Annotated in this window: 19 protein-coding genes, 1 pseudogene and 1 riboswitch; of the genes and pseudogenes, 8 read left to right on the top strand and 12 right to left on the bottom strand. The window is 70.2% G+C overall.

Translation table 11 applies throughout. The features are described from left to right. Window positions 1-14: 14 nt before the first annotated feature. Window positions 15-695 carry a Uma2 family endonuclease gene (locus AB0H86_RS34585; RefSeq protein ID WP_362448058.1) on the top strand — a complete coding sequence of 227 codons (681 nt, stop codon included), beginning with the start codon at window positions 15-17 and terminating at the stop codon, window positions 693-695. Beyond that, window positions 695-1261 carry a hypothetical protein gene (locus AB0H86_RS34580; protein WP_362448055.1) on the top strand — a complete coding sequence of 189 codons (567 nt, stop codon included), beginning with the start codon at window positions 695-697 and terminating at the stop codon, window positions 1259-1261. The genes AB0H86_RS34585 and AB0H86_RS34580 overlap by 1 nt, the downstream gene beginning before the upstream one ends. A gap of 7 nt (window positions 1262-1268) precedes the next feature. On the opposite strand, the gene AB0H86_RS34575 is transcribed toward AB0H86_RS34580, so the two are convergent. The 6 genes from AB0H86_RS34575 to thrC form a co-directional block, all read right to left on the bottom strand. After that, window positions 1269-2864, bottom strand: a complete 1596-nt coding sequence (locus AB0H86_RS34575) for a carboxylesterase family protein (RefSeq protein ID WP_362448052.1) — start codon at window positions 2862-2864, stop codon at window positions 1269-1271. A 106-nt stretch (window positions 2865-2970) separates the two neighbouring features. Continuing rightward, window positions 2971-4095, bottom strand: coding sequence for an NADH:flavin oxidoreductase (locus AB0H86_RS34570; protein WP_362448049.1), 1125 nt, complete (start codon window positions 4093-4095; stop codon window positions 2971-2973). 185 nt (window positions 4096-4280) lie between these two features. Continuing rightward, entirely contained in the window at window positions 4281-5906 is a 1626-nt protein-coding gene (gene groL / locus AB0H86_RS34565) for a chaperonin GroEL (RefSeq protein WP_362448046.1), read from the bottom strand. 397 nt (window positions 5907-6303) lie between these two features. Continuing rightward, a complete protein-coding gene (locus AB0H86_RS34560) occupies window positions 6304-6510 on the bottom strand; it encodes a cold-shock protein (protein WP_007493268.1) in 207 nt (68 codons plus the stop codon). A 430-nt stretch (window positions 6511-6940) separates the two neighbouring features. Then, on the bottom strand, window positions 6941-7216 hold the full coding sequence (locus AB0H86_RS34555; protein ID WP_362448042.1) for a MoaD/ThiS family protein: 276 nt from the start codon (window positions 7214-7216) through the stop codon (window positions 6941-6943). An 88-nt stretch (window positions 7217-7304) separates the two neighbouring features. Then, on the bottom strand, window positions 7305-8588 hold the full coding sequence (gene thrC / locus AB0H86_RS34550; protein ID WP_362448039.1) for a threonine synthase: 1284 nt from the start codon (window positions 8586-8588) through the stop codon (window positions 7305-7307). Window positions 8589-8605: 17 nt separating this feature from the next. Further along, a riboswitch (SAM riboswitch) is annotated at window positions 8606-8746 on the bottom strand. Between the two features lie 187 nt (window positions 8747-8933). Here thrC and AB0H86_RS34545 point away from each other — a divergent pair. Continuing rightward, the gene (locus AB0H86_RS34545) at window positions 8934-9878 is read left to right on the top strand and encodes a glucosyl-3-phosphoglycerate synthase (RefSeq protein WP_362448036.1); all 945 of its coding nucleotides are present in this window, start codon (window positions 8934-8936) and stop codon (window positions 9876-9878) included. Between the two features lie 95 nt (window positions 9879-9973). Next, window positions 9974-11362 carry a trehalose-6-phosphate synthase gene (locus AB0H86_RS34540; RefSeq protein ID WP_362448033.1) on the top strand — a complete coding sequence of 463 codons (1389 nt, stop codon included), beginning with the start codon at window positions 9974-9976 and terminating at the stop codon, window positions 11360-11362. Here the strand turns inward: AB0H86_RS34540 and otsB are convergent, their stop codons facing one another. Then, window positions 11363-12232, bottom strand: coding sequence for a trehalose-phosphatase (otsB, locus tag AB0H86_RS34535; protein WP_362448030.1), 870 nt, complete (start codon window positions 12230-12232; stop codon window positions 11363-11365). It lies immediately after the preceding gene. Window positions 12233-12351: 119 nt separating this feature from the next. Here otsB and AB0H86_RS34530 point away from each other — a divergent pair. Then, window positions 12352-12525: pseudogene (locus AB0H86_RS34530) on the top strand (sterol carrier protein domain-containing protein); the annotation flags it as partial. 108 nt (window positions 12526-12633) lie between these two features. Here AB0H86_RS34530 and AB0H86_RS34525 read toward each other — a convergent pair. The 3 genes from AB0H86_RS34525 to AB0H86_RS34515 all read right to left on the bottom strand — a co-directional run bounded on the left by AB0H86_RS34525 (window position 12634) and on the right by AB0H86_RS34515 (window position 15369). Continuing rightward, window positions 12634-13479, bottom strand: a complete 846-nt coding sequence (locus AB0H86_RS34525) for an SDR family oxidoreductase (RefSeq protein WP_362448028.1) — start codon at window positions 13477-13479, stop codon at window positions 12634-12636. 306 nt (window positions 13480-13785) lie between these two features. After that, window positions 13786-14025, bottom strand: coding sequence for a DUF3263 domain-containing protein (locus AB0H86_RS34520; protein WP_362448025.1), 240 nt, complete (start codon window positions 14023-14025; stop codon window positions 13786-13788). Window positions 14026-14082: 57 nt separating this feature from the next. Continuing rightward, on the bottom strand, window positions 14083-15369 hold the full coding sequence (locus AB0H86_RS34515; protein WP_362448022.1) for a sugar ABC transporter substrate-binding protein: 1287 nt from the start codon (window positions 15367-15369) through the stop codon (window positions 14083-14085). Between the two features lie 105 nt (window positions 15370-15474). Here AB0H86_RS34515 and AB0H86_RS34510 point away from each other — a divergent pair, with 105 nt between their 5' ends. The 3 genes from AB0H86_RS34510 (at window position 15475) to AB0H86_RS34500 (ending at window position 18667) form a co-directional block, all read left to right on the top strand. Further along, window positions 15475-16419 (top strand): ROK family protein, encoded by a 945-nt coding sequence (locus tag AB0H86_RS34510; protein ID WP_362448019.1) that lies wholly within the window; start codon window positions 15475-15477, stop codon window positions 16417-16419. A gap of 104 nt (window positions 16420-16523) precedes the next feature. Then, entirely contained in the window at window positions 16524-17630 is a 1107-nt protein-coding gene (gene nagA / locus AB0H86_RS34505) for an N-acetylglucosamine-6-phosphate deacetylase (protein WP_362448016.1), read from the top strand. A gap of 107 nt (window positions 17631-17737) precedes the next feature. Further along, window positions 17738-18667, top strand: a complete 930-nt coding sequence (locus AB0H86_RS34500) for a 1-phosphofructokinase family hexose kinase (RefSeq protein ID WP_362448013.1) — start codon at window positions 17738-17740, stop codon at window positions 18665-18667. 12 nt (window positions 18668-18679) lie between these two features. On the opposite strand, the gene AB0H86_RS34495 is transcribed toward AB0H86_RS34500, so the two are convergent. Both AB0H86_RS34495 and cdgB read right to left on the bottom strand, forming a co-directional pair. Continuing rightward, a complete protein-coding gene (locus AB0H86_RS34495) occupies window positions 18680-19645 on the bottom strand; it encodes a CBM35 domain-containing protein (RefSeq protein ID WP_362448010.1) in 966 nt (321 codons plus the stop codon). Between the two features lie 119 nt (window positions 19646-19764). After that, the gene (gene cdgB, locus AB0H86_RS34490) at window positions 19765-21417 is read right to left on the bottom strand and encodes a diguanylate cyclase CdgB (protein WP_362448007.1); all 1653 of its coding nucleotides are present in this window, start codon (window positions 21415-21417) and stop codon (window positions 19765-19767) included. Between the last annotated feature and the right edge of the window lie 202 nt (window positions 21418-21619).

Below are 21619 nucleotides of genomic sequence, written 5' to 3'. Positions count from 1 at the left end.
AAGGAGGCAACGCCATGACCCCTGACACCACTCAACGCCCCCAGATGTCTGTCGAGGAATTCGACGAACTCGTCCGTAGGGCTCCGACGGAGTTGCGGAACAGGCTGGAGTTCCTCGGCGGAAGGCTGTGCGTCCGGCACGGCCCGCTCGACGTCGACGAGTTCGAGGAGCTTGCCGCCGTGGCTCCCGAAACCGTGCGGCTGGAGTACATCAACGGAAAAGTAGAGGTCAAGGCGATGCCGGACGGCAACCACACGTCGATCTTCATGTGGCTGCTCCGCCAGTGCATGCAGCAACGCCCTGACCTTGACCTCGCACCGGAGCGCGGCGTCAAGGCCGAGGCCTACCGCAGGGGCCGCGCTCGCACGGACGGCTTCCTGGCACCCGTGGACCACTTCAGCGGTGACGGCGAGTGGTCCGAAACGGACGGCGCCCTCATGGCCGTAGAGATCACCTCGCACGACCGCGACACCGACCAACGCGACCGCATCGACAAGCCCATCGGCTATGCAGAGGCTGACATCCCCGTATACCTCCTGGTCGACCGCGACAACAACACCGTCACCGTGTTCAGCGAGCCGAAGGACGGCCGGTACCAGCAATCCCAGTCCTCCCCCTGGGGGACTACCGTGGCGATCCCGCACCCCGTAGGCATCACCCTGCACACCGAGAAGCTCAAGGACTACGCCGACTGATGAACCACGCCCAGCTCACCGCCCTAGGCCGCGCCCTGAGGGTCCTCGGAGAACACGGGGACGCCCTGACCGGCGACACCCCCGACACCAAGCTCCACGAGGTCAAGGCCGACATCAAGCGCGCCCTGGATCTGCTGGTCGACAGCGTCAGCGGCACCGCGCCCTCCACCCGGTGCCTGGAGCACCCCAACGGGCCGGTCGACGAGAACGCGCCCGACCTGTGTCTGCTGTGCGAGACCCGGCGGCGGGCGGCTCGGCGTTCCGAGATCAACGGGCCCGCACCCGCGCAGACCCCCGATGCCACGCCCTCCCGCTACGGCGTACGGGAGGACCGGCCGCAGCCCCAGCAGCGGTGGCTGCCGGAGCTGTGGAACGGACAGGTGTGGCAGCTGTGCGGAACCCCGCGCCGGGACCGGCACGAGGCCGAGCTGTACATCACCGCCCAGCGACGCGCACCCCGCGCCGCCATGGCCTACCGACTGGTGCACGAGTTCACCGACTACGAGGTACTGCGCGTCTGGGGCACCCCGGTACGCGTCGACATCGAGCCGCTCGGCAACCTCTGAGTCACGCTCACCCCACCAACGGCAGCGCCGCGAACTCGTACCCCTCCCACAGCCGCCGCGACTCCTCCGGGTACGCCCTGACCTGCGGCTGTGCGTCCAGCACCTGCACCAGCCGCGCCTCGGTGTCGTACGCGGGCCAGCCCGGGTCGCCGGTCCTCGCGAACGCCGTCCAGGACTGCCGGAAACGGGCCGACAGCGCCTCCGCCTCCGCCGTGACCTCCCCGGCGAACAGCAGCAGGCCGAGATCGGCGCCGAACGTGCCGAAGAGCAACGGGATGTCGAGGCCGTGGCAGGCACCCATGGCGCCTCCGATGGCAGGTGCCGACCAGGTCAGTTCGTAGACATGGGCCCGGCCGCCGCCCGCGACCTGCGCCTCGGCCAGATGGAGACTCGGCATGCCGAACAGCCAGTCGGTCAGGACGCGTTCGTAGAGCTCACCCGGCGAGGCGTCGGGGAACGCGGCACGGTACCGGTCCTCGCCCGACTCACCCGCCGAGCCTGCCGCACCCGCCGCACCCGCCGCACCCGCCGCACCCGCCGCACCCGCCGAGCCTGCCGCGCCCGGCGCGAACATCCGCAACGCCCCCCGCTCCTGCTCCTCCGTGATCTTCCCCAGCTGCCTGCCCATCGCCAGGAACAGCCGGAACTCGTCCCTGTTGTGGCCGACGACCAGTTCCACGTCCCGGGCCGCCCCGGCCTTCAGCGCCGCCCAGGGCGTGACCGGCAGGACCTCGCCGTCGACCACCGGGGAGAACGGGGTCACCGTGGGGGCGGCCTGGCCCCACCTGTCCACGTACTGGAGCATCTTCTCGGCCAGTGCCGCGCCCGCCGAGGTCAGCCGGCGCGGGTCGACCGCGGACAGGTCGGCGGCCGTCGGACGCAGGCCCGCCTCGGCGGCGATCGCCGTCGCGATGTCACGGGCCAGCTCCTCGGAGAAGTAGGTGCCCGGCACGCTCTGGGCGATGGCCCGCCGGAACAGTCCGGACGCGGCCGGCATCGCGAGCAGCGCCGCCACCGATCCGGCACCGGCCGACTCGCCGAAGACGGTCACCTGGCCGGGGTCGCCGCCGAACGCCGTGATGTTGTCCCGTACCCACTCCAGCGCGGCGACCTGGTCGAGCAGACCTCGGTTGGCGGGCGCCCCCTCGATGCGGGCGAAGCCCTCGATGCCGACGCGGTAGTTGAGGGTGACGACCACGACATCGCCGTCCCGCGCGATGCGGTGGGCGTCGTAGCCGGGGCTGCCGGTGTGGCCGAGCTTGTAGGCGCCGCCGTAGATCCACACCATGACCGGGCGGTGGGCGGCCGGATCCGGGTCGGGCGTCCAGACGTTGACCGTGAGCCAGTCGTCGCCCAGGGGCACCTTCGGCCCGACGCCTTCGCCGAGGCCCCCGGCGTCCTGCGGGGGCGGCGGGCCGAAGGCGTACGCGTCCCGGGTGCCGTCCCACGCCTCGGCCGGGCGCGGCGCCTGGAACCGTGCCTCGCCGACCGGCGGGGCGGCGAACGGGATGCCGCGGAAGACGGTCAGCCCGTCCTCCGGGCGCCCGCGCACCGCACCCCCCGCGGTGCGGACCTCTGGGTTTCGGGCCTCGGTTGTCGTCACGGTGGGCGCTCCTCGCCGTCAGGTCGATGGTTGCTCACCGGAATCATTGCCGTCGCCCATGACTTTGTCACCCAGGCCCCAGGCTCCGCGCCGGAGTCGGGGTGGCTCAGCTGAGCGTCGCCAGCGCCGCCGCGTCGTAGGGCTTCAGCTCGTCGAAGCGGTCGGCGAGGACCTTCGCGGCCCACTCGGGGTCCTGGAGCAGGGCGCGGCCCACGGCGATCAGGTCGAACTCGTCGGACTCCAGGCGGTCGAGGAGGTCGTCGATGCCCCTCAGCGGAGCGCCCTCGCCCTGGAAGCCCTTGTGGAAGTCGCCGTCGAGGCCGACCGAGCCGACGGTGATGGCGGGCTTGCCGGTGAGCTTCTTGGTCCAGCCGGCCAGGTTGAGGTCCGAGCCGTCGAACTCGGGGAGCCAGTAGCGGCGGGTGGAGGCGTGGAAGGCGTCGACGCCGGCCGCGGCGAGCGGGGCGAGGATGGCCTCCAGCGCCTCGGGGGTCTCGGCGAGGCGCGCCCGGTACACGTCCTGCTTCCACTGGGAGTAGCGGAAGATGATCGGGAACTCGGGCGAGACGGTCTCGCGGACCGCCGCCACGATCTCCTCGGCGAACTTCGCCCGGGCCAGCGGGTCACCGCCGTAGGCGTCCGTACGGCGGTTGGTGCCCGCCCACAGGAACTGGTCGATGAGGTAGCCGTGGGCGCCGTGCAGTTCCACGCCGTCGAAGCCGATCCGCTCGGCGGCGGCCGCGGCCTCGGCGAACGCGCCGATGACATCGTCGAGGTCCCGCTGCGTCATCGCCTTGCCGGTGACGTCGTCGGCGCCGAGGCGCAGTCCGGAGGGGCCGACGGCGGGGGCGTCCGCGTAGGGCGGCTGGCCCTGCTCGCGCACCATGCCGATGTGCCACAGCTGCGGGACGATCGTGCCGCCCGCCGCGTGCACCGCCTCGGCGACCTTCGCCCAGCCCGCGAGCTGCTCCTCGCCGTGGAAGCGCGGGATGCTGTCGCTCGATCCGGCCGACGCGTGACCGACGTACGTGCCCTCGGTGACGATCAGGCCGACGCCCGCGGCGGCCCGGCGCGCGTAGTACGACGCCACGTCCGCGCCCGGGATGCCGCCCGGGGAGAATGCCCGGGTCATCGGAGCCATCGCGATGCGGTTGGGGACGGTCAGGCCGTTGAGGGAAACAGGCCGGGACAGGACTTCGGCCGCGCGAGAGGCGGAGGCGGCGACGGTCACGTGGGGGCTCCTCGGGGTGGACCGGGTGGTATGTGCATGCGCATATACAGCGCGTAGGCGTCAACCACCACACCCGCCCCGGCATTCCGCCCGCGTTGTGACCCCGAACACGCCCGAGGGCGGCACCCCCTGTCTCCAGGGAGTGCCGCCCTCGGTCAAGGACGGTTGATCAACCCTCAGGTCGATCAGAAGTCCATGTCACCGCCCGGCATGCCGCCGCCGGCCGGGGCAGCGCCCGCCTTCTCCGGCTTGTCGGCGATGACGGCCTCGGTGGTGAGGAAGAGCGCGGCGATGGAGGCGGCGTTCTGCAGCGCGGAACGGGTCACCTTCGCCGGGTCGATGATGCCTTCGGCGATCATGTCGACGTACTCACCGGTCGCGGCGTTCAGGCCGTGACCGACGGGCAGGTTGCGCACCTTCTCGACGATGACGCCACCCTCGAGACCACCGTTGACGGCGATCTGCTTGAGCGGGGCCTCCAGGGCCAGCTTCACGGCGTTGGCGCCGGTCAGCTCGTCACCCTCAAGGTCCAGCTTCTCGAAGACCGAGGAGGCCTGCAGCAGGGCCACGCCACCACCGGCGACGATGCCCTCTTCGACGGCCGCCTTCGCGTTGCGAACGGCGTCCTCGATGCGGTGCTTGCGCTCCTTGAGCTCCACCTCGGTGGCGGCGCCGGCCTTGATGACCGCGACACCGCCGGCGAGCTTCGCCAGGCGCTCCTGCAGCTTCTCGCGGTCGTAGTCCGAGTCGCTGTTCTCGATCTCGGCGCGGATCTGGTTGACCCGGCCCTGGACCTGGTCGGAGGAGCCGGCACCGTCGACGATGGTGGTCTCGTCCTTGGTGATGACGACCTTGCGGGCCTTGCCCAGGAGGTCGATGGAGGTGTTCTCGAGCTTGAGACCGACCTCCTCGGAGATGACCTCGCCGCCGGTGAGGATGGCGATGTCGTTCAGCATCGCCTTGCGGCGGTCGCCGAAGCCCGGGGCCTTGACGGCGACGGACTTGAAGGTGCCACGGATCTTGTTGACGACCAGGGTCGACAGGGCCTCGCCCTCGACGTCCTCGGCGATGATCAGCAGCGGCTTGCCCGACTGCATGACCTTCTCCAGGAGCGGCAGCAGGTCCTTGACCGAGCCGATCTTGGAGTTGGCGATCAGGATGTACGGGTCGTCGAGCGACGCCTCCATACGCTCCATGTCGGTGGCGAAGTACGCCGAGATGTAGCCCTTGTCGAAGCGCATACCCTCGGTGAGCTCGAGCTCCAGACCGAAGGTCTGGGACTCCTCGACGGTGATGACGCCTTCCTTGCCGACCTTGTCCATGGCCTCGGCGATGAGCTCGCCGATCTGGGTGTCGGCGGCGGAGATGGAGGCCGTGGAGGCGATCTGCTCCTTGGTCTCGACATCCTTGGCCTGCTCGAGCAGGGCACCGGAGACGGCCTCGACGGCCTTCTCGATACCGCGCTTGAGGGCCATCGGGTTGGCGCCGGCGGCTACGTTGCGCAGGCCTTCCTTGACGAGGGCCTGGGCGAGAACGGTCGCCGTGGTCGTACCGTCACCAGCGACGTCGTCCGTCTTCTTGGCGACTTCCTTGACCAGCTCGGCGCCGATCTTCTCGTACGGGTCCTCGAGCTCGATCTCCTTGGCGATGGAAACACCATCGTTGGTGATCGTGGGGGCGCCCCACTTCTTCTCGAGGACGACGTTGCGACCCTTGGGGCCGAGCGTCACCTTGACGGCGTCCGCGAGCTGGTTCATGCCGCGCTCGAGGCCGCGCCGTGCCTCCTCGTCGAACGCGATGATCTTGGCCATGTGAAGTGGTCCCTCCAGGACTGGGGGTGATTCCTTCGGACCGCGCCCGCGCCCGCGACGGACGGCTCGCATGCCTCGTGGTTCCTTGCCCCACCTGGCCTGCGGGCCTCACCGACTCGGTCCTTCTTGTCACTCTCACCTTCAGAGTGCTAACGCCAATGATTAGCACTCGCCCATGCCGAGTGCAAGCGCCTCGGAGGGATCCGCAGGTGAACAGCGTCCCGTCGCCGCGCCCCTGGCACGGCCGCCGTGCCCCCGGGACACCTCGGGGGCACGTGCCCCGGACACATCGCTCGCACCCCTCGCACCCCGGACACACCGAAGGGCCCACACCCCGTGAGAGGTGCGAGCCCTTCGAAGAAGAACAGAAGAACGTCGCTGCTTTACCCGGCGCGATTCAGCCGGTCGCCAGACGAACCATGTCCGCCTGCGGCCCCTTCTGACCCTGCGAGATCTCGAAATCGACCCGCTGCCCCTCTTCCAGGGTGCGGTACCCGTCCATCTGGATGGCGCTGTAGTGGACGAAAACATCCGCACCACCGTCGACCGCGATGAAGCCGTACCCCTTCTCCGCGTTGAACCACTTGACGGTGCCCTGAGCCATGCCTAACTCCCCTATTACTGGCCCTTGCACAGACCCACACTTCATGGATCCGGGTCAGACCTCACCCCCCACATGATTGGGGGCGTGCGCCGGAACGCGTCGACCGCGGCCGAATGTATCTGCCCAACTGCCGTCTGCAACAGGTCAATCGGACGAGAATTCAGGACGCACGCGATCCGGAATGTGGTGAGAATTCGCCCGAATTCAGGGCAAGTCGGGCCACACAAAGAGCACAAAAGCCACGAAAGAGGCGCACACTTTGGCTACATCTTGTCGGGCGTAAGGCAGAAACAAGGGCTGCCGACCTGTGATGGGGCAGCGCGTTCCCCAACTGTACCGCGCTCAACCACATTGAATTGCCCCCTCCGCTTCTCTCACGGAGGGGGCAATTCGATGAACGCTCGGTAACTGATGTTACCGAAGGTAATGATCAGCCGCCGGCGACGGCCGGAATGATGGAGACACCGGCGCCGTCCGGGGTCGCCGTCTCCAGACCCTGCTCGAAGCGGACGTCGTCGTCGTTCACGTACACGTTGACGAACCGGCGCAGCTTGCCCTGGTCGTCGAGAACGCGCGCGGCGATGCCGGTGTGGTTCTTCTCCAGGTCGGCGATGACCTCGCCGAGGGTGCCCCCCTCGGCGGCGACCTCGGCCTTGCCGCCGGTGTAGGTGCGCAGGATGGTGGGGATGCGGACGTTGACGCTCATGCTGATGACCTCCGGTCAGGTTCGGCGCCCCCGACAGGGGCGCGGGGAACTGCGCGACCAGCCCCCACGGGCCCGCAGACGAAACGAATTAGACGAGTCCAGCCTCACGGAACGACTCAAGGTTGGGACGAATCGTCGCAGTCAGCCCCGTGCCGGCCACCGCATCCAACGTCTTGAGACCATCACCAGTGTTCAGAACCACCGTGGTCTTCGTCGGGTCGAGAAGACCGTTCTCGATCAGCTTCTTCGCCACCCCAACGGTCACCCCACCGGCGGTCTCCGCGAAGATCCCCTCGGTCCGCGCCAGCAGCTTGATCGCGTCGACGATCTGCTCGTCGTCCACGTCCTCCACCGCGCCGCCGGTGCGACGGGCGATGTCGAGCACGTAGGGGCCGTCGGCCGGGTTGCCGATCGCCAGCGACTTGGCGATGGTGTTCGGCTTCTGCGGCCGGACCACGTCCTGCCCGGCCTTGTAGGCGACGGACACCGGCGAGCAGCCCTCGGCCTGCGCACCGAAGATCTTGTACGGCTTGTCCTCGACGAGCCCGAGCTTGATCAGCTCCTGCAGACCCTTGTCGATCTTCGTGAGCTGCGAGCCGGAGGCGATCGGTACGACCAGCTGGTCCGGGAGCTGCCAGCCGAGCTGCTCGCAGATCTCGTACGCCAGCGTCTTGGAGCCCTCGGCGTAGTACGGCCGCAGGTTGACGTTGACGAAGCCCCAGCCCTCGCCGGCAGGGTCGCCGATCAGCTCGGAGCAGAAACGATTCACGTCGTCGTAGTTGCCCTCGATGCCGACGAGCTCACCGCCGTAGACCGCGGCCATGACGACCTTGCCCTGCTCCAGGTCGTGCGGGATGAACACGCAGGAACGGAAGCCGGCCCGGGCCGCGGCGGCGCCCACCGCACCGGCGAGGTTGCCGGTGGAGGAGCAGGAGAGGGTGGTGAAGCCGAAGACGCGGGCGGCCTCGATGGCCTGGGCGACGACCCGGTCCTTGAAGGAGTGTGTCGGGTTGCCGGAGTCGTCCTTGACGAAGAGCTTGCCGGCGTCGACGCCCAGCTCACGGGCCAGATTGTCGGCCTTGACGAGCTTGGTCCAGCCGGGGTTGATGTTGGGCTTGTCCGCCACGTCCGCCGGGACGGGCAGCAGCGGGGCGTAACGCCAGATGTTCGCGGGTCCCGCCTCGATCTGCTTGCGGAGCTCCTCGGCGTCGTAGGCGGAGAAGTCGTAAGCGATCTCGAGCGGGCCGAAACACTCCTCGCACGCGAAGACCGGGCCGAGGGGCACGCGGTGACCGCATTCGCGGCAGCTCAGCGCGGCGGCGGGGCCGAGGTCTACGGTGTTCGTGGTGCTTGCAGCAGTCTGCACAGCCATGGAGGCGAGGCCCTTTCTCCTCATCTTCCCCACGACGCACTTCGCCGTGAGACGGATTTGGCACCTTCCCTAGTCGGGAGCCTCGCTGGTGACGAGAACCGACTGGAGGGTTGCCGGGGCTTCAACGGGCCGTATCCCTCTGCCCCTCTGGATGAGCGGTATGAAGTTGTTGATCGGTGAAACGAGTCGACGACCCGCGACATGCGATGGTCATCAGCCTTGTCCAAGACTGTAACCGAAGGCCAGGACAGTTGAGACAGCCGTCCGAACCGCGAGACGGATCCCTTGTCCCGTACGGGATTATGGATCGCAGCTCGCCGAGAGAACGCAGAGGAGCCGCGCACTGTGCTGAACGAAGTCGAGCGCTGGCTGAGCACCCGCTCCTGGTCGAAGACCGATCGCCCGCTCCACAAGATCATGGCAGCGAAACGCGCCACGGGCCAGTCGGTGAGCGTGGTGCTGCCGGCACTGAACGAGGAGGAGACGGTCGGTGACATCGTCGCCGTGATCCGTCATGACCTCATGCGGCAGGTCCCGCTCGTCGACGAGATCGTCGTCGTGGACTCGGGATCGACCGACCGCACGTCCGAGGTGGCCGCCGCGGCCGGGGCGAGGGTCGTCCACCGCGACGACATACTGCCCCGCGTCCCGACCGTCCCCGGCAAGGGCGAGGTGCTGTGGCGCTCGCTCCTGGTCACCGGCGGCGACATCGTGTGCTTCATCGACGCGGACCTGAAGGAGTTCTCCTCCGACTTCGTCTCCGGGATCGTGGGCCCGCTGCTCACCGACCCCGGGGTCGACCTGGTCAAGGGCATGTACGACCGTCCGCTGGGCGGCGCGGCCGGCCAGGGTGGCCGGGTCACCGAACTGATGGCCCGCCCGCTGCTGAACATGCACTGGCCGCAGCTGGCCGGATTCGTACAGCCGCTGGGCGGCGAGTACGCGGCCCGGCGCTCCCTCCTCGAACAGCTGCCGTTCCCCGTCGGGTACGGCGTCGAGCTGGGGATGCTGGTCGACGCCCTGCACCTGGTGGGCCTCGACGCCCTCGCCCAGGTCGACGTCGGCGTGCGCCTGCACCGTCACCAGGACGGACAGGCGCTGGGCCGGATGTCCGCCGCGATCTACCGCACGGCCCAGCTCCGGCTGGCCCGCGGCCACCTCATCCGGCCCGCCCTCACCCAGTTCGAACGGAGCGGGAACGGCTTCGAGCCACGCACCTACTCGGTGGACACGGAGGAGCGTCCGCCGATGGCGGAGATCGCGGAGTACGCGGCACGGAAGGTCGCCTGATGCGGGTGTACGCCGGTGTATGTCGTGTGACGCGGGTCCGTGGCGAACGTCATCCGTACGTTTGAGCGTTTCCGGGGCGGGCTAGGTTGAGGCGTATGTCCTCCACCCACGGTGCTGCTCAGGTCCTGGTCGCGTCCAACCGCGGCCCGGTTTCGTACGAGGTGCGCGAGGACGGCTCGCTGCACGCCAAACGGGGTGGCGGCGGGCTGGTCTCGGGGCTGTCCGCGATCGGGTCGGACGCGGGGTCCCTGTGGGTGTGCTCGGCGCTGGGTGACGGCGACCGGGAGGCCGTGCGGCGCGGGGTCGGCGAGGACGGCGTGCGGATGCTGGACATCCCGGCGGACGTGCACGCCGACGCGTACAACGGCATCGCCAACTCGGTGCTGTGGTTCGTCCACCACATGCTGTACCAGACCCCGCTGGAGCCGGTCTTCGACGCGGAGTTCCGGCGGCAGTGGGCGTCGTACGAGACGTACAACCGGGCCTTCGCCGAGGCGCTGGCCGAGGAGGCGGCGCAGGGGGCGTCGGTCGTGGTCCAGGACTACCACCTGACCCTGGTCCCGGGGCTGCTCCGGGAACTGCGCCCGGATCTTCGGATCGGCCACTTCTCGCACACGCCGTGGGCGCCGCCGGAGTACTTCCGGATGCTGCCGGACGACATCGGGCAGCAGGTCCTGCGGGGCATGCTGGGCGCCGACCGGCTGGGCTTCTTGACCCACCGCTGGGCGGACGCGTTCACCGCGTGCGCCGAGGAGTTCGCCGGGGGGCTCGGGAGTACGCGAATCGGTGTGCACGGTCTCGGCGCGGACGCGGACTTCCTGCGGAAGCGGGCGCACGAGGCGGACGTCGACGAACGGATGACGGCGCTGCGGGCCGAGATCGGCGAGGGCCGCAGGACCATCGTCCGGGTCGACCGCACCGAGCTGTCGAAGAACATCGTGCGGGGGCTGCTGGCGTACCGGCAGCTGCTTGACGACCACCCGGAGTGGCGCGAGCGGGTGGCGCACGTGGCGTTCGCGTACCCCTCGCGGCAGGACCTCGCGGTGTACCGGGACTACACGGCCGCCGTGCAGCGTCTGGCCGATGAGATCAACTCCCGATACGGGACGCCGGGTTGGACCCCTGTCGTGCTGCACGTCAAGGACGACTTCGCCCGCTCGCTCGCGGCCTACCGGCTGGCCGACGTGGCCCTGGTGAACCCCATCCGGGACGGCATGAACCTCGTCGCCAAGGAGATTCCGGTCGTCTCCGACGAGGGCTGCGTGCTGGTGCTGTCGCGGGAGGCGGGGGCGTACGAGGAGTTGGGGGACGACGCGATCGCGGTGAACCCGTACGACGTGGTGGCGACGGCGCGGGCCCTGCACGAGGCGCTCACCGTGTCGCCCGGCGAACGGGCCGAGCGCACGAAGCGGCTCGCCGCGGCGGCCACCGCGCTGCCCCCGGCCCAGTGGTTCCTGGACCAGTTGCACGCGCTCGAAGCCTAGCTAGTCCAGCTGAGCCGCCAGCCCCTTCAGCAGCCGCACGACACCCGCCGGCCCGTCCACCACCAGGTCCGCCCGCTCCCTCAGCTCGGTCACCTCGTCGCTGCCGCTGCACACCAGCAGGCCGGGGGTGCCGTCGGAGCGGAGTTTGTCGACCGCGGCGAAGGCGGGGAGGTCGCCCAGGTCGTCGCCGGCGTAGAGGACGGACTCGGCGGAGATCTCGCGGGCGTATTCGAGGAGGGCGACGCCCTTGTCCATGCCGGGCGGGCGGAGTTCCAGGACCATCCGGCCGGGTTCGACGATCAGTCCGTGCCGGGTGGCCAGCTCGGTGAGCGGCGCGCGCAGGGCCTCGAAGGCGGCCTGGGGGTCAAGGGCCCGGCGGGTGTGGACGGCGAGCGCGCGGCCCTTCTCCTCTATCCAGGTGCCCTGCCAGGCGTCGATCCGGTCGAGGAAGCCGGGCAGTTCGGCGCGGGCGGCGGCGACGCCGGGGTGCGCGGCGGGGGCGTTGACGGTGCCGGTGACGGCGTCCCAGCGTTCGGCGCCGTAGTGGCCGAGGACGACGAGGTGTTCCAGACCGGGGACGCCCGCGAAGCCGCCGTGGCGCACCGCGACGCCGGCCGGGCGGCCGGTGACCACGGCGACGGCGGCGACCTTCGGCGCGAGGGCGGCGAGCGCGGGCACCGCGTCGGGGTGCGCCCGGGCCTGCTCGGGGTCCGCCACGATCGGTGCGAGTGTCCCGTCGAAGTCGAGCGCGATCACCGCGCGGGCGGGGCGCGCGAGAATGGCGTCGAGCCCGTCGCGGCCGGCGGGAGTCGCCGGCGTCGGCAGAGGGTCAGTGGCGTGCGGGTCCGTGGATTCCGTGTGGCTGCCCATGAACCGACCTTATCCGCGAACGGCGCGCGCACTCTCGGCACACCTCAGGCTTTTTCGTCCAGAATCTCGACCCACCGGGTCGGGCGGTGGGGGCACGGGCCGGGGGGCTGGGGGCGGGGCGCCCCCAGACGTCCCTGGACATCAGCGACCTGGGCTCCGTCTACCTCGGCGGCACCACCCCGAGCACGCTCGTGCGTGCCGGACACATCCGGGCCCACCGCCCAGGCGCGGCCGCCCTCGCTGACGCACTCTTCCGTGCCGAGCGCTCCCCGCACTGCCTGCACTGGTTCTGACCTCGTTCGCGCAGGGTGCAGCCCTGGACGAGCGGCGTGCGGCGACGGCGGCCCGGGCTGGTGGGGAAGGCCGCGTCGGACCTCGTCACCGTGCGGTGGTGAGGGAGGTCAGGACTCGACCGGGGTGCCGGGGGTCATGTCGTACGCCTTCTGCAGCAGGTCGGGACGGTGTCCGTCGTTGAGCTGCCGGTCCCACTGAGCGTCGACCTGTTCGCGGGCCTGCGGCTCCAGCTCGGCAGGGAGCAGGTGCCGGTAGCGGCGGTCCTCGCCCAGCAGGACCTTGACGGTCTGCCGGTAGACCGGTTCGGGGTCGTACTGCTCGTGCGGGAAGGCGAGTTCCGTGTAGTCGTAGAGGCGGTCGGCGGGGTTGTCACGCCATTCCTTCCACGTCTCGAACATCGTGTCGTTGAACCCGGTGAGGAAGGGGCCCGGGTTGATCGTGGCCACCGTGACACCGAACTCCGCGAGTTCTTGGTCCAGAGCGTCGGCGAACGCCTCCACCGCGTGCTTGGAGCCCGCGTAGGCGCCGGTGAACGGGTCGACGGTGAGGCCGGCGACCGAGGACATGAACACGATGCGCCCGCTGCGGCGGGCCGCCATCTGCCGGGCGATGCCCTGGGTGAGCAGGACGGGGCCGAAGACGTTCACCTCGAACTGGCGGCGCAGCCGCTCCTCGGGGATGTCGGCGGTGGCGCCGCCTTCGGAGACGCCGGCGTTGTTGAGGAGGACCTCGACGTCCCACGTCCAGGCGTTCTCCCGGTCGCCGGGGTCGGTCACGTCCAGCTTCTCGACCCGCAGTTCGACGCCTCGCTCGCGGGCTTCGGCGCGCAGGACGCTGAGCTGGGCGATGATCTCCACGCCCGCGATCACCTCGTGCCCGGCTGCGGCGAGCCGCAGCGCGACCTCCTTGCCGAAGCCGCTGCCCGCACCGGTGATGAGAATCGGTCCCGCCATGTCGTCGCACCTTTCCCCTGCTGGTGTCCGGCCTTCCCGGACCACGGATGCCTTTGGCCTACGCGTACCCGACGCGGGCCCTCCTACCAGGCTGTGGTTGCGGGGAGCGCGGGGCGACGTCCTCGTCGCGGATCTCGAGGCCCTCGGCGCGGAGCTGGTCGACGGCGGCGTCGATGTACCGCGCGGTACAGGCATTGCGGCATTACGGCATTGCGGCATTGCGGCTTTGCGGCTTTGCGGCATTGAGGGCCAGGTCGAGGGCCCCGAGTTGGTCCTCCATGAGACCGACCTTCGCCGGCCCACCGCTCACCGCTCAGCGCGCCGAGCGTCCCGTACCCTCCGCAGCCGGTTCACCGTCACCGGGTCGTACGCCAGCGCCCGCTCGTCGTCCAGCAGGGCGTTGAGCAACTGGAAGTACCGCACGGGCGCCAGCCCCAGCTCCTCCCGTATCGCCCGCTCCTTCGCTCCGGGCCCGCTGAAGCCCCGCCGTTCCAGCGCGAGGATGTCCCGCTCCCGGCGGTCGAGCCGCTGCTGCTCCTGGTCCATGCCCGGCACGCTAGCCGCCGCCACCGACAGCGACCAGCGTGCACCGTGTCCGGTCGGCTATTCCGCGCTCTGTGCGGTGGTCGCCGCCGCCTGGAGCTGGTTCAGGACCGTCGACGGGTTGCCGTTCGGGGCGACGGCCCGGCCGATCCGCCGCTTGATGTCCGCGCTGACCTGTGCCCAGGAGGTCTGACCGGCGGGGTACAGCTCGGAGACGGGCAGCTCGTCCAGGAAGGGCTTGAGGGCGGCGTCCTGCTTCGCCCCGCTCATGACCTGGGACGCGGACGAGGTCACGGGCAGCAGGTCGTACTCCCGCGAGAAGTCGAGGACGTTCTTCTCGTCGTACACGAAGTCGAGGAAGTCGCCGATCTGCTCGGCGTGGCCGTTCTTCTTGAACGCGGTCATCCAGTCGGAGACGCCCATCGACACCTCGCTGGGCCCGTCCGCGCCGGGCATGGGCACCATGCCGAACTTCACGCCCTTTTTGTCGGCCATCTTCATCAGCGAGGGATGTCCGTTGAGCATGCCGACCTTGCCGTTGGTGAACGCGGTGAACGCGGCGGCGCGGTTGAGCTCGGCGGGGGCGACCGGCCCGGTCAGGCCCTTGTCGACGAGGTCGTTCTTGAGCCAGGTGAAGGTCTTGACGTTCTCCCGGGAGTCGAGGGCGTAGCCGCCGCTCTCGGCGGTGTACCCGCCCCCGCCGCTGAGCAGCCACTGCATGGTCTCGGCCTGCGCCTCCTCCGGGCCGAGGGGCAGCGCGTACGGGTACTTCACGCCCCGCGCCTTCAGTGCCTCGGCGTCGGCGGCGAGCTCGTCCCAGGTGGTGGGCGCGCTGAGGCCCGCCTTGGAGAAGAGGGTCTTGTTGTAGAAGAGCACGCGGGTGGAGGCGGCGAACGGGATGCCGTACTGCACGCCGTTGACCTGGCCGGCCCGGCCGAGCTGGGAGACGAAGTCGGCCTGGGTGGAGATGGAGAGCAGGTCGTCGGCCGAGTAGAGGAGGTTCCTGGCCGCGTAGTCGGCGTACGAGCCGATCTGCGCCATGTCCGGCGGGTCACCGGCGGCGACCATCTTCTTGACCTTGCTGTCGATGTCGTTCCAGGAGTACACGGTGACGTCGACCTTCACGCCCTCGTGCTTCGCTTCGTACTCCTTGACGAGCGCGTCCCAGTACTTCTGGGAGCTGTTCGCCGAGGCGTCGCCGTAGTCGGCCGCCACCAGCTTCAGGGTCACCTCGTCGGAGCCCCCGGTGAGGCCGCAGCCACCCAGGACCGCCGTCATACCCAGCGCGGACACCACCGCGATCGTTCCCGTCCTACCCCGCCGCCGCTGCACTGCCAACCGCCCCATGATCACTGATCGAAACTTTCGAAAGGTCCTACATATTAACTGGATAGGTCTACACCACGTAAGTGGACTAGACCTCTCGCGGGTCCGCGGGCCACACTGGTCCCCGTGAGACATGCCATCGCCCTCGACGTGGGCGGCACCGGAATGAAGGCCGCCCTGGTCGGGCCGGCGGGCGAGCTGCTGCACCGCGCCCGCCGTACCACCGGGCGCGAGCGCGGGCCGGACGCGGTCGTCGAGGGGATCCTCGACTTCGCCGCCGAGCTGCGCGCGCACGGCGCCCGGCACCTCGGCGAGCCCGCGGCCGCGGCCGGCGTCGCCGTCCCCGGGATCGTCGACGAGGAGCGGGGCCTGGCCGCCTACTCGGCCAACCTGGGCTGGCGGGACGTACCGCTGCGCGAGCTGCTCGCCCGCCGGCTGGGTGTCCCGGTCGCCCTCGGCCACGACGTGCGCACCGGCGGCCTGGCGGAGGGCCGGATCGGTGCGGGCCGGGGCGCCGATCGCTTCCTGTTCGTGCCGCTGGGCACCGGCATCGCGGGTGCCATCGGCATCGGCGGCCGGGTCGAGGCGGGCGCGCACGGCTTCGCGGGCGAGATCGGCCACATCGTCGTACGGCCCGGCGGGACGGCCTGTCCGTGCGGGCAGCGCGGCTGTCTGGAGCGGTACGCGTCCGCGGCGGCCGTCAGCGAGGCGTGGGCGGCGGCCTCGGGAGACCCGGAGGCGGACGCGGCCGACTGCGCGAAGTCCGTCGTGTCCGGTGACCCGAACGCCGTACGAGTCTGGCAGGACGCCGTCGACGCGCTCGCCGACGGCCTGGTCACCGCCCTCACCCTGCTGGACCCACGCACCCTGATCATCGGTGGCGGGCTGGCCGAGGCGGGGGAAACCTTGTTCACACCACTACGCGACGCCGTCCGGCGGCGGGTCACCTTCCAGAAACTGCCGACGATCGTCCCGGCGGCCCTGGGAGACAGCGCCGGCTGCCTCGGCGCGGGCCTACTGGCCTGGGACCTGCTCGACACCACACCTACGACGCCGGAGGAGCCCACGTGACGGCCACCCCCCTAGGGGCGCGGGGAACTGCGCGACCAGCCACAACGCACCCGCAGCCCGCAACGGCCGAAGCACCCACGATCCTCGTCGGCGCCAACGTGGTCATGCCGTCCGGAACCGTCGAAAACGGTCGACTGGTCGTCGCGGGCGCCCGCATCACCAGCAACACCCCAAAAAACGCCCACGTCATCGACGTAAGCACCCACTGGCTGGTGCCCGGCTTCGTGGACATCCACAACCACGGCGGCGGCGGAGCCTCGTTCACCTCCGGGACCGTCGACGAGGTCCTCAAGGGCATCCACACCCACCGGCTGCACGGCACCACCACCCTCGTCGCCTCGACGGTCACCGTCGACATGGACTTCCTGGCCCAGCGGGCCGGCCTGCTGTCCGAGCTGGCCGAGCAGGGCGAGATCGCCGGGATCCACTTCGAGGGACCGTTCATCTCCCCGTGCCGCAAGGGCGCGCACTCCGAGGCGCTGCTGCGGGACCCGGACCCGGCGGCGGTGCGCAAGCTGGTCGACGCGGCGCGGGGCCGGGCGAAGATGGTCACCCTCGCCACCGAACTGCCCGGCGGCATCGACTCCGTACGGCTGCTCGCGGAGCACGGCGTGATCGCGGCGATCGGGCACACGGACGCGACGTACGAGCAGACGCTGGCGGCGATCGACGCGGGCGCGACGGTGGCGACCCACCTCTTCAACGCGATGCCGACGCTCGGCCACCGCGACCCCGGCCCCGTCGCGGCCCTGCTGGAGGACGAGCGCGTCACCGTCGAGCTGATCAACGACGGCACGCATCTCCACCCCGCCGCCCTTGAACTGGCGTTCCACCGCGCGGGCGCGGACCGGGTCGCGTTCATCACGGACGCGATGGACGCGGCCGGCTTCGGCGACGGCCGCTACCGGCTCGGCCCCCTGGAGGTCGAGGTCGCCGACGGTGTGGCCCGACTGGTGGAGGGCGGCTCGATCGCGGGCTCCACCCTCACCCAGGACCGCGCCTTCCAGCGGGCGGTGACGGTCGACCGGCTGCCGGTGGAGGCCGTGGTCGCGGCCCTCTCCGCCAACCCGGCCCGGCTGCTCGGCATGGACGACCGCATCGGCTCCCTGGAACCGGGCAAGGACGCCGACCTGGTCCTGCTCGACGCCGACTTCGGTCTCAAGGGCGTCATGCGCCGGGGTGAATGGGTGGTCGATCCCCAACTGGGGTGATGTGTCCCGCTGTTGAGGACGACGGTGGTCCTGCGAAACTGGGACGACCGTCGTCCGTTTGGCATGATCGACTCTCCGCACAGCCAGACGGGAGGGAGGTCGGTCCAGTGATCCTCACAGTCACGCTGAACACGGCTCTCGACATCACCTATCGCGTACGTTCCCTGCGCCCGCACACCTCCCACCGGGTCACCGAGGTGACCGAACGGCCGGGCGGCAAGGGTGTGAACGTGGCCCGGGTGCTCGCCGCCCTCGGACACGAGGTGACGGTCACCGGCTTCGTCGGCGGCGCCACCGGGCGTTCCGTACAGGAGAAGCTCGCCGTCGTGCCGGGGCTGGTGGACGCCCTGGTCCCGGTCGGCGACCCGACCCGGCGCACGATCGCCGTCGTGGACGAGCTGAGCGGCGACACCACCCAGCTCAACGAGCCCGGCCCCACGGTCACGCCCACTCAATGGCAGGCCTTCCAGGAGGCGTACGAGGTCCTCGTCCCGTCCGTGCACGCGGTGGCCCTGTGCGGCAGTCTGCCGCCGGGCGTGCCGGTGGGGGCGTACGCGGGACTCGTACGGACCGCGAAGGCGGCCGCTGTTCCCGTCCTCCTCGACACCAGCGGCGAGGCACTGCGCCGGGGAGTGGCCGCCCGTCCCGACCTGGTGAAGCCGAACGCCGGCGAACTGGCCGAACTCACCGGATCCCACGAGCCGTTGCGCGCCGCCCAGAACGCGCGGCGACGCGGCGCCCGGGCCGTGGTCGCGTCTCTCGGCGCGGAGGGCCTGCTCGCGGTGACGCCCGAGGGCCATTGGCGCGCCACCCCGCCCGCCCGCGTCCACGGCAACCCCACGGGCGCCGGCGACTCGGCGGTCGCGGGCCTGCTGTCGGGACTCGTGGAGGGACTGCCCTGGCCGGACCGGCTGGCCCGAGCGGTCGCGCTGTCGGCGGCGACGGTCCTGGCACCGGTGGCGGGCGAGTTCGACCGGGCGGCGTACGAGGAGCTGGTGGGGCGGGTCGCGGTGACGGCGGAGGTCAGCGCGGCGTGAGCGGCTCCGGGGCTATTCGACCCAGCCCTTCACGAGCCACAGCTGGTCCACGAGGGCATCGCACTGGTCGCCCTGTTCGCAGGACACCTTGAAGGTGTTGGTGCCCTTGTTGAGCTGGACGTAGTTGTAGGTCTGCGTCCAGCCCTTCGCGTAGTCGCCCTCGGGGGCATTCGCGTAGTTCTTCAATTTGACCGGCGCGCTGGAGGTCGTGCCGTTGACCGAGAGGGTGGCGTTTGCGTCCTTGCCCGGGACGCTGTAGCCGACGTACAGGGTGTACTTGCCGTCCTTGGGGATGCTGTTGGCCGACCAGGTGACCGAGGCGCCGACCTGGTTGAACCCGGTGACGTAGGCGCCACCGTCGGCCTTGGCTCCCTTGACGTCCGTGGCGGTCGTCATGCCGGGCGAGAGCCTGAGTGCCTTCGCGTCGGTCGTCGGCAGGTCGTCCTTGCTCGCCGCGCTGTTGCTGTTCGACGGGGTCGGCGCGGAGCTCTGCGACGTGGTCGGCGTCGTGGACGCCTCGTTGCCGGCCGTCTTTTCGCCGTCGCCGTCGCTGTCGCCATTCATCATGGCCACGCCGATGCCGATGACGACCGCGGCGACCACCGCGATCGCACCGATCAGCAGGCCCTTGGTGTTGGGACCGCGACGGCCACCACCACCACCGCCGCCGCCGTACGACGACTGGGTGGTCGGGGCACCGCCCGGGTGGGTCTCGGGGGCCGCGTAGGCGCTGTTCGACTGGCCGTAGGGGGCCTGGCCCTGCTGCGGGACCTGTCCGTAGGGTGCGGTCGCGGCGGCCGGGGCCTGCTGCTGGCCGTACTGTCGCTGTCCGACCGCCCGCGTCCGGTTGACGGAGTTCGGGTAGCCGTAGCCGACACTGGACGGGGGCTGGGCTCCGTTGGCCTGCCCGTCCTCGTACAGATAGCCGAACGGGTCCTCGTCCTCGGGCGTGCTCGCGCCGTTGTTGCCGGCCGTCATCCCTTGGTCTCCTCAGCAGGTGCGGTGCGGATGCGATTCGTGTGGTGAGAAGGGCGAGCCTACCCGCTCCTGATGGCCCAAACGGGTGACTCGGATCGCATCAGCTCGCCTGCCTGGGGTCAGCCGGCGCGTCTGTGTTGTTTGGGACGAGATCGTTTCTCGACGTACATCCGCTCGTCAGCGGATTTCAACACCTCGTCCGCCGTCATTCCGCAGTGGGCCCAGCCGATGCCGAAACTGCCGCCGACCCGCATGGCCCGTCCGTCGACCCGGATGGGCTGGATGATCTCGTTGCGCAGGCGTACGGCCAGGTCCTGGGCGTCGGCCCGGCCGAGCCCGTCGGCCAGCACGACGAACTCGTCGCCGCCGAGCCGGGCCACGGTGTCGCCGTCGCGGACGGCCCGGGACAGTCGTCGGGCGACCTCGATGAGGACCTCGTCACCCGCGTTGTGCCCGAACCGGTCGTTGATCGACTTGAAGCCGTCGAGGTCGCAGAAGAGGACCGCGAGACCCTTGGTCCCGTCGTCAGGCTCACTCTCGGGAGTGACGGTGTGCACATGGTGGTCGTAGCCGTCGAACGTCTGCGGGACCGGCCGGAAGTCGAAACCGTCGCCGCTCGCGTCGAAGGCGGGGTGGCCGAAGCCCGTGCCGACGGACTCCAGCTCGCCCGTGGGGCGCTGACACAGCCGCGAGGAGAGCCGGGCGCGCAGCTCGGCGGAGTTCGGCAGGCCGGTGAGGGAGTCGTGGGAGGCGCGGTGGGCGAGCTGCAGCTCGCGGCGCTTGCGCTCCTCTATGTCCTCGACGTGGGTGAGGAGGAAGCGGGGCCCGTCGGCGGCGTCGGCGACGACGGAGTTGCGCAGGGACACCCACAGGTAGGTGCCGTCGCGGCGGCCGAGCCGGAGTTCCGCGCGACCGCCCTCGGCGGAGGTCCTCAGGAGGGTGCTGATGTCCTCGGGGTGGACGAGGTCGGAGAACGAGTAGCGGCGCATCGCGGACGCGGGGCGGCCCAGCAGCCGGCACAGGGCGTCGTTGGTGCGCAGGATCCGGCCGTGCTGGTCGCCGCCCATCTCGGCGATGGCCATGCCGGAGGGGGCGTACTCGAAGGCCTGCCGGAAGCTTTCCTCACTGGCGCGCAGGGCCTGCTGCTCCCTTTCGAGCCTGACCAGTGCGCGCTGCATATTGGCACGTAGACGCGCGTTGCTGATCGCGATGGCGGCCTGGAACGCATACATCTGGAGCGCTTCGCGACCCCATGCGCCCGGATGGCGACCGTTGCGCGGCCGGTCCACGGACAGCACGCCGATCAGCTCGCCACACGAGCCGCCGCCGCCCGGCGAGGCGGGCGTGTACATCGGGGCGAAGAGCCGGTCGGAGGGGTGCCACTCGTCCTCGAAGCGGGGCGCGGGGCCGTCGGTGTACCACTGCGGTACGTCGTCGTCGTCGAGGACCCAGCCCTCGGTGTGCGGGATGAACACCAGGTCACCCCAGTGCTCGCCCATGCCCAGGCGGCGCTCCCAGGACTCGCGGGAGCCGACCCGGCCGGTGATCAGCGCCTCGGCGGCGGGGTTGCCCGCGAAGGCGGCGACGACGAGGTCGCCGTCGGGGCGTACGAGGTTGACGCACGCCAGTTCGTACCCGAGGGCCTGGACCACTCCGTCGGCCACGGTCTGCAAGGTGTCCGCGAGGCTGCGGGCCGTGTTCATGTCGCCCATGACCTGGTGCAGCTGTCGCAGGGACGCAAGACGGACGTAGGGTTCCGACTCGGTCTCCATGTTCGCCCTCCCCCCGAGACCTCGCAGTGAATCAAGGGTTCTCTTCGGCGCTTCTTATCAGTCGTGGTCTCGCATCTTCCCAGCCACTGAATCACAGCGCGCTGCCCACTCGGTACACAGGGTCAACAATTAGTCCCTCTTGTGACTCAAGTCACAGCTGAAGATGAACAATTGAGTAGAGTTTCTGCGCTTTCCCTGTGCG

This window comes from Streptomyces sp. NPDC050997, assembly GCF_040660135.1.
In the GTDB taxonomy this organism is placed as follows: Bacteria; Actinomycetota; Actinomycetes; order Streptomycetales; family Streptomycetaceae; genus Streptomyces.
The sequence above is the reverse complement of the archived record's forward strand: the minus strand, read 5'-3'. Positions and strand labels throughout refer to the sequence as shown.

Excerpts from the sequence above, each read along its gene's own strand:
- AB0H86_RS34520 (WP_362448025.1), bottom strand. The coding sequence starts at position 14,025 with ATGGACCAGGAGCAGCAGCGGCTCGACCGCCGGGAGCGGGACATCCTC.
- AB0H86_RS34585 (WP_362448058.1), top strand. The coding sequence starts at position 15 with ATGACCCCTGACACCACTCAACGCCCCCAGATGTCTGTCGAGGAATTC.
- cdgB (WP_362448007.1), bottom strand. The coding sequence starts at position 21,417 with ATGGAGACCGAGTCGGAACCCTACGTCCGTCTTGCGTCCCTGCGACAG.
- AB0H86_RS34580 (WP_362448055.1), top strand. The coding sequence starts at position 695 with ATGAACCACGCCCAGCTCACCGCCCTAGGCCGCGCCCTGAGGGTCCTC.
- otsB (WP_362448030.1), bottom strand. The coding sequence starts at position 12,232 with ATGGGCAGCCACACGGAATCCACGGACCCGCACGCCACTGACCCTCTG.
- groL (WP_362448046.1), bottom strand. The coding sequence starts at position 5,906 with ATGGCCAAGATCATCGCGTTCGACGAGGAGGCACGGCGCGGCCTCGAG.
- AB0H86_RS34525 (WP_362448028.1), bottom strand. The coding sequence starts at position 13,479 with ATGGCGGGACCGATTCTCATCACCGGTGCGGGCAGCGGCTTCGGCAAG.
- AB0H86_RS34540 (WP_362448033.1), top strand. The coding sequence starts at position 9,974 with ATGTCCTCCACCCACGGTGCTGCTCAGGTCCTGGTCGCGTCCAACCGC.
- AB0H86_RS34560 (WP_007493268.1), bottom strand. The coding sequence starts at position 6,510 with ATGGCTCAGGGCACCGTCAAGTGGTTCAACGCGGAGAAGGGGTACGGC.
- AB0H86_RS34555 (WP_362448042.1), bottom strand. The coding sequence starts at position 7,216 with ATGAGCGTCAACGTCCGCATCCCCACCATCCTGCGCACCTACACCGGC.
- AB0H86_RS34495 (WP_362448010.1), bottom strand. The coding sequence starts at position 19,645 with ATGACGGCCGGCAACAACGGCGCGAGCACGCCCGAGGACGAGGACCCG.
- thrC (WP_362448039.1), bottom strand. The coding sequence starts at position 8,588 with ATGGCTGTGCAGACTGCTGCAAGCACCACGAACACCGTAGACCTCGGC.
- nagA (WP_362448016.1), top strand. The coding sequence starts at position 16,524 with ATGCCGTCCGGAACCGTCGAAAACGGTCGACTGGTCGTCGCGGGCGCC.
- AB0H86_RS34515 (WP_362448022.1), bottom strand. The coding sequence starts at position 15,369 with ATGGGGCGGTTGGCAGTGCAGCGGCGGCGGGGTAGGACGGGAACGATC.